At 53.7% G+C, this 7,306-nt stretch carries 5 protein-coding genes; 3 read left to right on the top strand and 2 right to left on the bottom strand.

Annotated elements, in window-relative coordinates; all coding sequences use genetic code 11:
- The first annotated feature begins 198 nt into the window (after positions 1-198).
- The 3 genes from WIH05_RS05480 to WIH05_RS05490 are packed head-to-tail and all read left to right on the top strand — an operon-like array spanning position 199 to position 4,314.
- Complete coding sequence (locus tag WIH05_RS05480) at positions 199-687, top strand: NAD(P)H-dependent oxidoreductase subunit E (protein ID WP_158359665.1); 489 nt, start codon at positions 199-201, stop codon at positions 685-687.
- Positions 684-2,585, top strand: a complete 1,902-nt coding sequence (locus WIH05_RS05485; RefSeq protein ID WP_337425079.1) for an NADH-quinone oxidoreductase subunit NuoF — start codon at positions 684-686, stop codon at positions 2,583-2,585. The genes WIH05_RS05480 and WIH05_RS05485 overlap by 4 nt, the downstream gene beginning before the upstream one ends.
- A 13-nt stretch (positions 2,586-2,598) precedes the next feature.
- On the top strand, positions 2,599-4,314 hold the full coding sequence (locus tag WIH05_RS05490; protein ID WP_337425080.1) for a [FeFe] hydrogenase, group A: 1,716 nt from the start codon (positions 2,599-2,601) through the stop codon (positions 4,312-4,314).
- Positions 4,315-4,392: 78 nt separating this feature from the next.
- On the opposite strand, the gene WIH05_RS05495 is transcribed toward WIH05_RS05490, so the two are convergent.
- Positions 4,393-5,769, bottom strand: a complete 1,377-nt coding sequence (locus tag WIH05_RS05495) for an MATE family efflux transporter (protein ID WP_022273870.1) — start codon at positions 5,767-5,769, stop codon at positions 4,393-4,395.
- A 37-nt stretch (positions 5,770-5,806) separates the two neighbouring features.
- Complete coding sequence (locus WIH05_RS05500; protein WP_337425081.1) at positions 5,807-7,135, bottom strand: M20/M25/M40 family metallo-hydrolase; 1,329 nt, start codon at positions 7,133-7,135, stop codon at positions 5,807-5,809.
- Positions 7,136-7,306: the final 171 nt, after the last annotated feature.

A 7,306-nucleotide genomic window follows, 5' to 3' on the forward strand; every position in this document is an offset into this window, starting at 1 on the left:
CACATTTCATATTATCATGCCCGTGTCAACATGTCAAGGAAATTTCCCAACATTTTCAAAGACTTAATTTTATTACTTTATCGGCCCAAATACTTTTGTTTATTATGTATAGTTTTATTGAATATATTATCGGGATTATGGTAGAATTTACAAATAACATTCATTCCCATCCGGGGCTGACAGAAGAAAGGAGAAACGATCTTGAGCCAGATTCACCTTGAAACGCTGGATGCGATCCTTGAAAAGCACCAGTGCGATCCATCCCAGGTCATCGCCATCATGCAGGATATCCAGAAGGAATACCACTACCTTCCGGAATCCGCCCTCTGCTACACTGCCAGAAAGCTGGGCATCAGCGACGCCAAGATCTATGGTGTTGCCACCTTCTACGAAAACTTCTCCCTTGAGCCAAAGGGAAAATATGTAATAAAGGTCTGCGACGGGACTGCCTGCCATGTGCGGAAATCCGTTCCCATCCTGGAGGAGATCCGCAAGCAGCTCAACGTCACCGAAAAGAAACCCACCACCGACGACATGCTGTTCACCGTGGAGACCGTATCCTGTCTGGGAGCCTGCGGCCTGGCTCCCGTCTGTACCGTCAATGATCATGTGTATCCGGCCATGACGCCGGAAAAAGCCAGAGAAATGATCCGTGAGATCCGCAGGAAGGAGGGCCTGGACGCATGAGTGAGATAAAAAGAATCAATACAAGAGCCGAGCTTGAACAGAAGCGGGAACACTTCATCCAGTGCCTGGCCACCCAGGATAAGCAGATCCTGATCTGCGGCGGCACCGGCTGTGTGGCCGGAGGCTCTTTAAAGATCTACGACCGTCTGAAGGAATTAATGGAAGAAAGGGACATTGCCTGTACCGTGCAGCTGGAGGAGGAGCCCCACGACCACAGCATCGGCCTGAAAAAAAGCGGCTGCCACGGTTTCTGCGAAATGGGCCCCCTGCTGAGGATCGAGCCCATGGGATGGCTGTATATTAAGGTAAAGGTGGAGGACTGTGAGGATATCATCGAGCAGAGCATCCTGGGCGACCAGGTGGTGGATCGTCTGGTGTACCGGGATAAGGACGGCACCCCCTACCAGAGGCAGGACGATATCCCCTTTTATAAGCAGCAGACCCGGGTGGCCTTAGAGCACTGCGGCCACATCAACGCCGAATCCATCCGGGAATACATCGCCATGGGCGGTTACAGCGCTGTGGCAAAGGCCCTGTTCGACATGACGCCGGAAGGGATCGTAAAGGAGATCTCCGAGGCCGGTCTCCGGGGACGCGGCGGCGGCGGCTTCCCCACAGGAAAAAAATGGGAGCAGGTGCTGCGTCAGCCCGGTCCCGATAAATACGTGGTCTGCAACGGAGACGAGGGCGATCCGGGCGCGTTCATGGACCGCTCTATGATGGAAGGCGATCCCCACCGTGTCCTGGAGGGCATGATCATCGCCGGCATCGCCACCCAGGCCCACCAGGGGTATATTTATGTCCGGGCAGAATACCCACTGGCCGTGGAACGTCTGTCCATGGCCATCGACCAGGCCAGACAGCGCGGCCTTCTGGGTAAAAATATCCTGGATTCCGGCTTTGATTTCGATATCCATATCAGCCAGGGCGCAGGAGCCTTCGTATGCGGCGAGGGAAGCGCTCTCACCGCATCCATTGAAGGAAACCGCGGCATGCCCAGAGTAAAACCGCCCCGTACCGTGGAGCACGGCCTGTTTGACAGTCCCACGGTCTTAAATAATGTGGAGACCTACTGCAACGTGGCCCCCATCATCCAGAAGGGAGCCGCCTGGTATAAGACCATCGGCCCGGAAAACAACCACGGCACCAAGGCCTTCGCCCTTACCGGAAACGTCAACAATACCGGACTCATCGAGGTTCCCATGGGTACGCCTCTCCGGAAGGTCATCTTCGACATCGGCGGCGGCGTCAAGGACGGGGAATTCAAGGCTGTACAGATCGGCGGCCCCTCCGGAGGCTGTCTCTGCCTCAGCGCCACCGAGGACCATCTGGATATGCACCTGGACTTCGACTCCTTAAAAAAGGTGGGAGCCATGATCGGCTCCGGCGGCCTGGTGGTCATGAACGACAAGAGCTGTATGGTAGAGGTGGCCCGGTTCTTCATGAACTTCACCCAGAATGAATCCTGCGGCAAATGCGTTCCCTGCCGGGAGGGTACCAAACGGATGCTGGAGATCTTAACGGATATCACCGAGGGACGGGGCACCCTGGAGCACATTAAGCTTCTGGAGGAGCTTTCCTCCACCATCTCCGAGACAGCCCTCTGCGGCCTCGGGAAGTCGGCTCCGTCTCCTGTCAGCAGCACCCTGAAATACTTCCGCGACGAATACCTGGCCCATGTGGTGGACAAAAAGTGTCCGGCCGGCCAGTGCAAGGCCCTGGTGACCCTGCAGATCGATCCGGAGCTCTGCCGCGGCTGCACCAAGTGCGCCAGACTGTGTCCGGTGGGAGCTATTTCCGGTTCTGTGAAGCAGCCCCATGTCATCGACACCCATAAGTGCATCAAGTGCCGCGCATGCCTGGACGGCTGCAGCTTCGGCGCAGTAAAAGAAGTATAAGGAGGGGAGACACATGGCTAAATATATGATCGTAGACGGACTCCGCGCAGAGTTCACAGACGAAAAAAATATCCTTCAGGTGATCCGGAACGTCGGGATCCACATCCCCACCTTCTGCTACTATACGGATCTTTCCATTTACGGCGCCTGCCGCATGTGCGTGGTGGAGGACGACAAGGGAAATATCATCGCCTCCTGCTCCACACCGCCCAAGGATAAAATGGTGATCCGCACCAATACGCCCAAGCTGCACCACCACAGGAAAATGATCCTGGAGCTTCTGCTGGCCTCCCACTGCCGGGACTGCACCATCTGTGAAAAGAACCAGAAATGCCAGCTCCAGGCCCTGGCCCGCCGGTTCGGCCTTTACGATATCCGTTTTAAGAACAACCGGCCCAATTATGAGATCGATGACTCCTCTCCCGCCATTGTCCGGGATATGAACAAGTGCATCCTCTGCGGCGACTGCGTCCGCATGTGCAACGAGATCCAGCATGTGGGAGCCATCGACTTCGTCAACCGGGGCTCCAATATGATCGTATCCCCAGCCTTTAACCGGAAGCTTTCGGAAACGGAATGCGTCAACTGCGGCCAGTGTGCAGCAGTCTGTCCCACAGGCGCCATCACCATTAAAAAAACCAAGGGAAAGGTCTGGAACGCCCTGTTCGATCCCACCAAACGGGTCATCGCCCAGGTGGCCCCGGCCGTCCGGGTGGCCCTCGGCGAGGAGTTCGGCATGGCTCCCGGTGAAAACAGCATTTATAAGATCTACACCGCCCTTCATATGATCGGCTTTGATCTTTGCTTCGATACCAGCGTCAGCGCCGACATGACCATCATCGAGGAAACCAACGAGCTGGCGGAGATCTTAAGCCGGAATGAGGAGCGCAGGTATCCGCTATTCACCTCCTGCTGCCCGGCCTGGGTCAGATATGTGGAAAACAAGCATCCCCAGCTGCTGCCGTACCTTTCCACCAGTAAATCTCCCATGGAGATGTTCGGCGCAGTCTTAAAGGAATATTATAAGCCCTCCGACGAGGAATGTGGTCTCGAGACCTTCAACGTGGCCATCATGCCGTGTACGGCAAAGAAGATGGAGGCCGAGCGGGAGGAATTCATCCGGAACGGGAAGCCGGACATCGACGCCGTTCTCACCACCAAGGAGCTGGCCTCCATGATCCGGGAACTGGGGATCCAGTTTGCAGATCTGGAACCCACGGCCCCCGACACCCCGTTCTCCATCCGCTCCGGCGGCGGCGTGATCTTCGGCACCAGCGGCGGCGTCACAGAGGCGGCCCTCCGCCGTCTGGCAGAGCGCACCAATCCGGCGCTCCAGGAGATCCGCTACTCCGGCGTCCGCGGCCTGGAGGGGATCAAGAAATTCACCATTGAGATCGGCGGCAAGGCCGTCCACACGGCCGTGGTCAGCGGACTGGGCAACGCAGAGAAGCTGATCCAGCTGATTGAAAGCGGAGAAGAACACTTTGACTTTGTGGAGGTCATGGCCTGCCCCACTGGCTGCATCGGCGGCGCGGGACAGCCGGAAAGCTTCCTGGAGGACAAGAAAAAGCGTTCCTCCGGACTCTACACCGCCGACAAGAGCGCCCTGGTGAAGCGCTCCGATGAAAACCCGGTGGTGACCAAGCTGTACGAAGACGGCGTATTAAAGGATCGGGCCAGGGAGCTGCTGCACGTGCATTATAAGGCTCCCGCAGCCAGCCAGTCATAAAGGAATCCCAAGTTATAAAAAGCCCCCCTGGTCATGTTTCCATGACTGGGGGGCTTTCCTTCTATATTCATTGTCCGTTTAATTATTATCTTCCTTCTTCTCTCCCGTTCCGTTTTCGATACAGTAGAGGACCTTGTTGCGTTTCACATAGAATGCCATCATCAGGAAACGGGCAACCTGGTCAGCACCCACGAACATCCACAGGGTCCATAACGGCCACTTAAATACATATGTCGCAAGAGCCGCCATGGGGATACGGATACACCAGGTACCGATCACTGTAATGATCATGGTAGCCTTTGTATTGCCAATACCGCCGTAAATAGTTCCAGTCAGAGTACGCTGTAGGTTCTGGGGGATCAGGATCGCTCCCATGATCATCAGATATACTGCGCCGACCTCTTTGAGAGCCGGGTCATTGGTCACGATAGACATGAACCCGTATGGCAGACAGATCATTGCAAGCGTGCAGAGCGCACTTATGGTTCCGTTCATCCAGAGCTGCTGCTTAAAATATTCCCTGAACAGCGGGCCGCTTTTCTGGCTCTTGGCCCGGCCTGCCAGTGTTGTTGCTGCAACGGTGAATCCAATGACTGGAAGCTCTGTGATCTCCTCAGCAGCCGTGGCAAGCTGGAAGCCTGCATATGCGTTGGTACCATAAGTAAGGAGGAACTTGGTCATGATGATCGCGTAGATCTGCCACATTCCATCTTCCAGACCAACAGGAATGGATTTCAGAAGAGTTTCTTTAATGGATTCCTTATCGGAAATCCCCCATCCCGTCTTTCCTGCCTGTCTGAAATATTCCTTGCGGTTTAAAAGAATAATTCCAACGCCTCCGCCGGCGATCTGGGAAACTGCCGTGGCTATGGCAGCACCGTAGAAATCCCATTTCAAGATGAAAATAAGCAGATATCCTAAGGCAATGTTCACCACATTGATCAGCACCTGGAGGTACATCGGTGTCTTTGTATCGCCCATGGCGTTAAACATCGCGGAGTTCATCTTGGTCATAACCCACAGCGGCAGAGCCAGCAGCGTAATATGCAGATAGCTTTTTGCCGACGCGATCAGCTCCACATCCTCTGTAAAGAATGACAGGATCTGGGATGGGAACAGGAACAGGATCAGTACAAACCCAATGGCAATCCCCAGGGTTACTGTACAGATATTTTTAAAGCCCTGTTTCAATTCTCCATATTTGCCTTCGCCAATAAGATTTACATAGTAAACCATGGAACCGATACGGACTGCGCCCCATACCACGTTCAAGAGACCTGTAATACGGTTTGCAAGACCCTGGGTAGCAACGGCCAGACCCGACAAATGGCCTACAAGAGAGGCAGAAACAATTCCCGCCAGGTATACAAAAATACTCTCAAGAATAATGGGAATGATAAGGGCCAGTATTTCTTTTCTTATGGCTTTTTTATCCAGAGCTGCCTGTTCTGACATAGTACTCCTCCTTTTTCACTTTAATCACATACGGTCATCAGGACCAGAGATCGTCGATGGCTTTTATTCCAAGAATATACATTTTCACCGCGTCCAGGAGAACGCCTATATTCTGCGCCTCATCTAAGCCATGGACAGAGCCATGTCCCGGCGGGAACGGCTTTACCTCCTGGCAGTTCCCTGCGCCGAAATCACATCCATGCTCAAACAGCCGTGTATACGTTGCCGCCGTATGCAGTACACAGGGCTTTTCGTCCATATGCATCTCATGATTATAAAGGTCTGTCAGCATTTTTACGATCCCCTCATCCGGGCTCTCGTAATATCCCTTACTGATCTTCCCGATCTCAATTGCGATCGCTTTTTCTTCCCCATACCTTCGGATCTTTTCCGCCGTTTCCTCCAGATCCACGCAATGCGGGATCCTCAGATCAAAGCTCAGCTTAATATTTTCCCCCTCTGTCTCAGCTTTATAGACCCGCAGGATCGATTCATCAAAGATCTCGTCTGAGCATGAAACTCCCATGGACGCCCCATTGCCGTCTGCCAAAAGCTCCCGCATATGTTTTTCATCTGCATCATTTTTAAAGACCGCCCCCTCCTGGTTCAGGATCATATAGGCGACAGGGTTTTCCACCCCCTCCGGTCCTCCCTCTCTGGACGGCGTTTTCCGGATGGTTATGCTCCGGTTCTCGATCAGGGATTCACAGGCCTCCTGTACCAGGCTCTGGCCTGTTCCGCGGGACCGTATGTATTCCACCTGGCTGGCCTTTGGCGCGGAGACCGTAAAATCGATCCTTCCCATCTCGCCATTCTCCGCCGGAAAATCCCCGTCTGCCGCCAGGGCCCAGTCCGGCTGTCCGGCTCTCTCCAGATAATACTCAATATCATCCATGGTGCGTTCTTCATTGCTGCCAAAAACGAGACGGATATCATTTTTCAGCGGAATATGATTCTCCTTAAAAAATGCGAGCGCGTACAGGGTAGCGATCAACGGCCCCTTATCATCTACGCATCCCCTTCCCAGGATATAATCTCCATATACAGTCCCGGCAAACGGTTCATAGATCGTATCCTCTCCCACCGGAACCACATCCGCGTGGGTCACAAGAACGAGACGTTTTCCCTTCTGCTCTTTCTCACAGGAGGCCTCCAGGCAATAATAGTCGTAATTCTTCGTAAACAGACCCTTTTCCCTGCACAGCGCATCACAGAAATCCAGGGCTCTGGCACATTCCAGGCCGTAGGGCCTTCCCGAATCATCGCTGGTGCTCACGCTGGGGATCTTAACAAAATCACACGTTCTTGACACGATCTCAAACTTGTATTTTTCGATATACGCATCGATCTGCTCTCTCAGATCCATAGCCTGCACTCCTTTCCCGTACCACTTTCTGATACGTGAAGCTTCCCCTTTAGGAGACTACTGGTTCTTGCGGGAATCACTCACGGCTGTTCTATTCCACCTCCTTCTGTTTTTAGTGTCCCGCGATGTTATTTTTCCGTTTTTTCTTATAGTGGTAGATCGGAAGAGCGT

The sequence above is a fragment of the Alitiscatomonas sp. genome, assembly GCF_037242085.1.
Lineage (GTDB): Bacteria > Bacillota > Clostridia > Lachnospirales > Lachnospiraceae > Alitiscatomonas > Alitiscatomonas aceti.

Excerpts from the sequence above, each read along its gene's own strand:
- WIH05_RS05485 (WP_337425079.1), top strand. The coding sequence starts at position 684 with ATGAGTGAGATAAAAAGAATCAATACAAGAGCCGAGCTTGAACAGAAG.
- WIH05_RS05490 (WP_337425080.1), top strand. The coding sequence starts at position 2,599 with ATGGCTAAATATATGATCGTAGACGGACTCCGCGCAGAGTTCACAGAC.
- WIH05_RS05495 (WP_022273870.1), bottom strand. The coding sequence starts at position 5,769 with ATGTCAGAACAGGCAGCTCTGGATAAAAAAGCCATAAGAAAAGAAATA.
- WIH05_RS05500 (WP_337425081.1), bottom strand. The coding sequence starts at position 7,135 with ATGGATCTGAGAGAGCAGATCGATGCGTATATCGAAAAATACAAGTTT.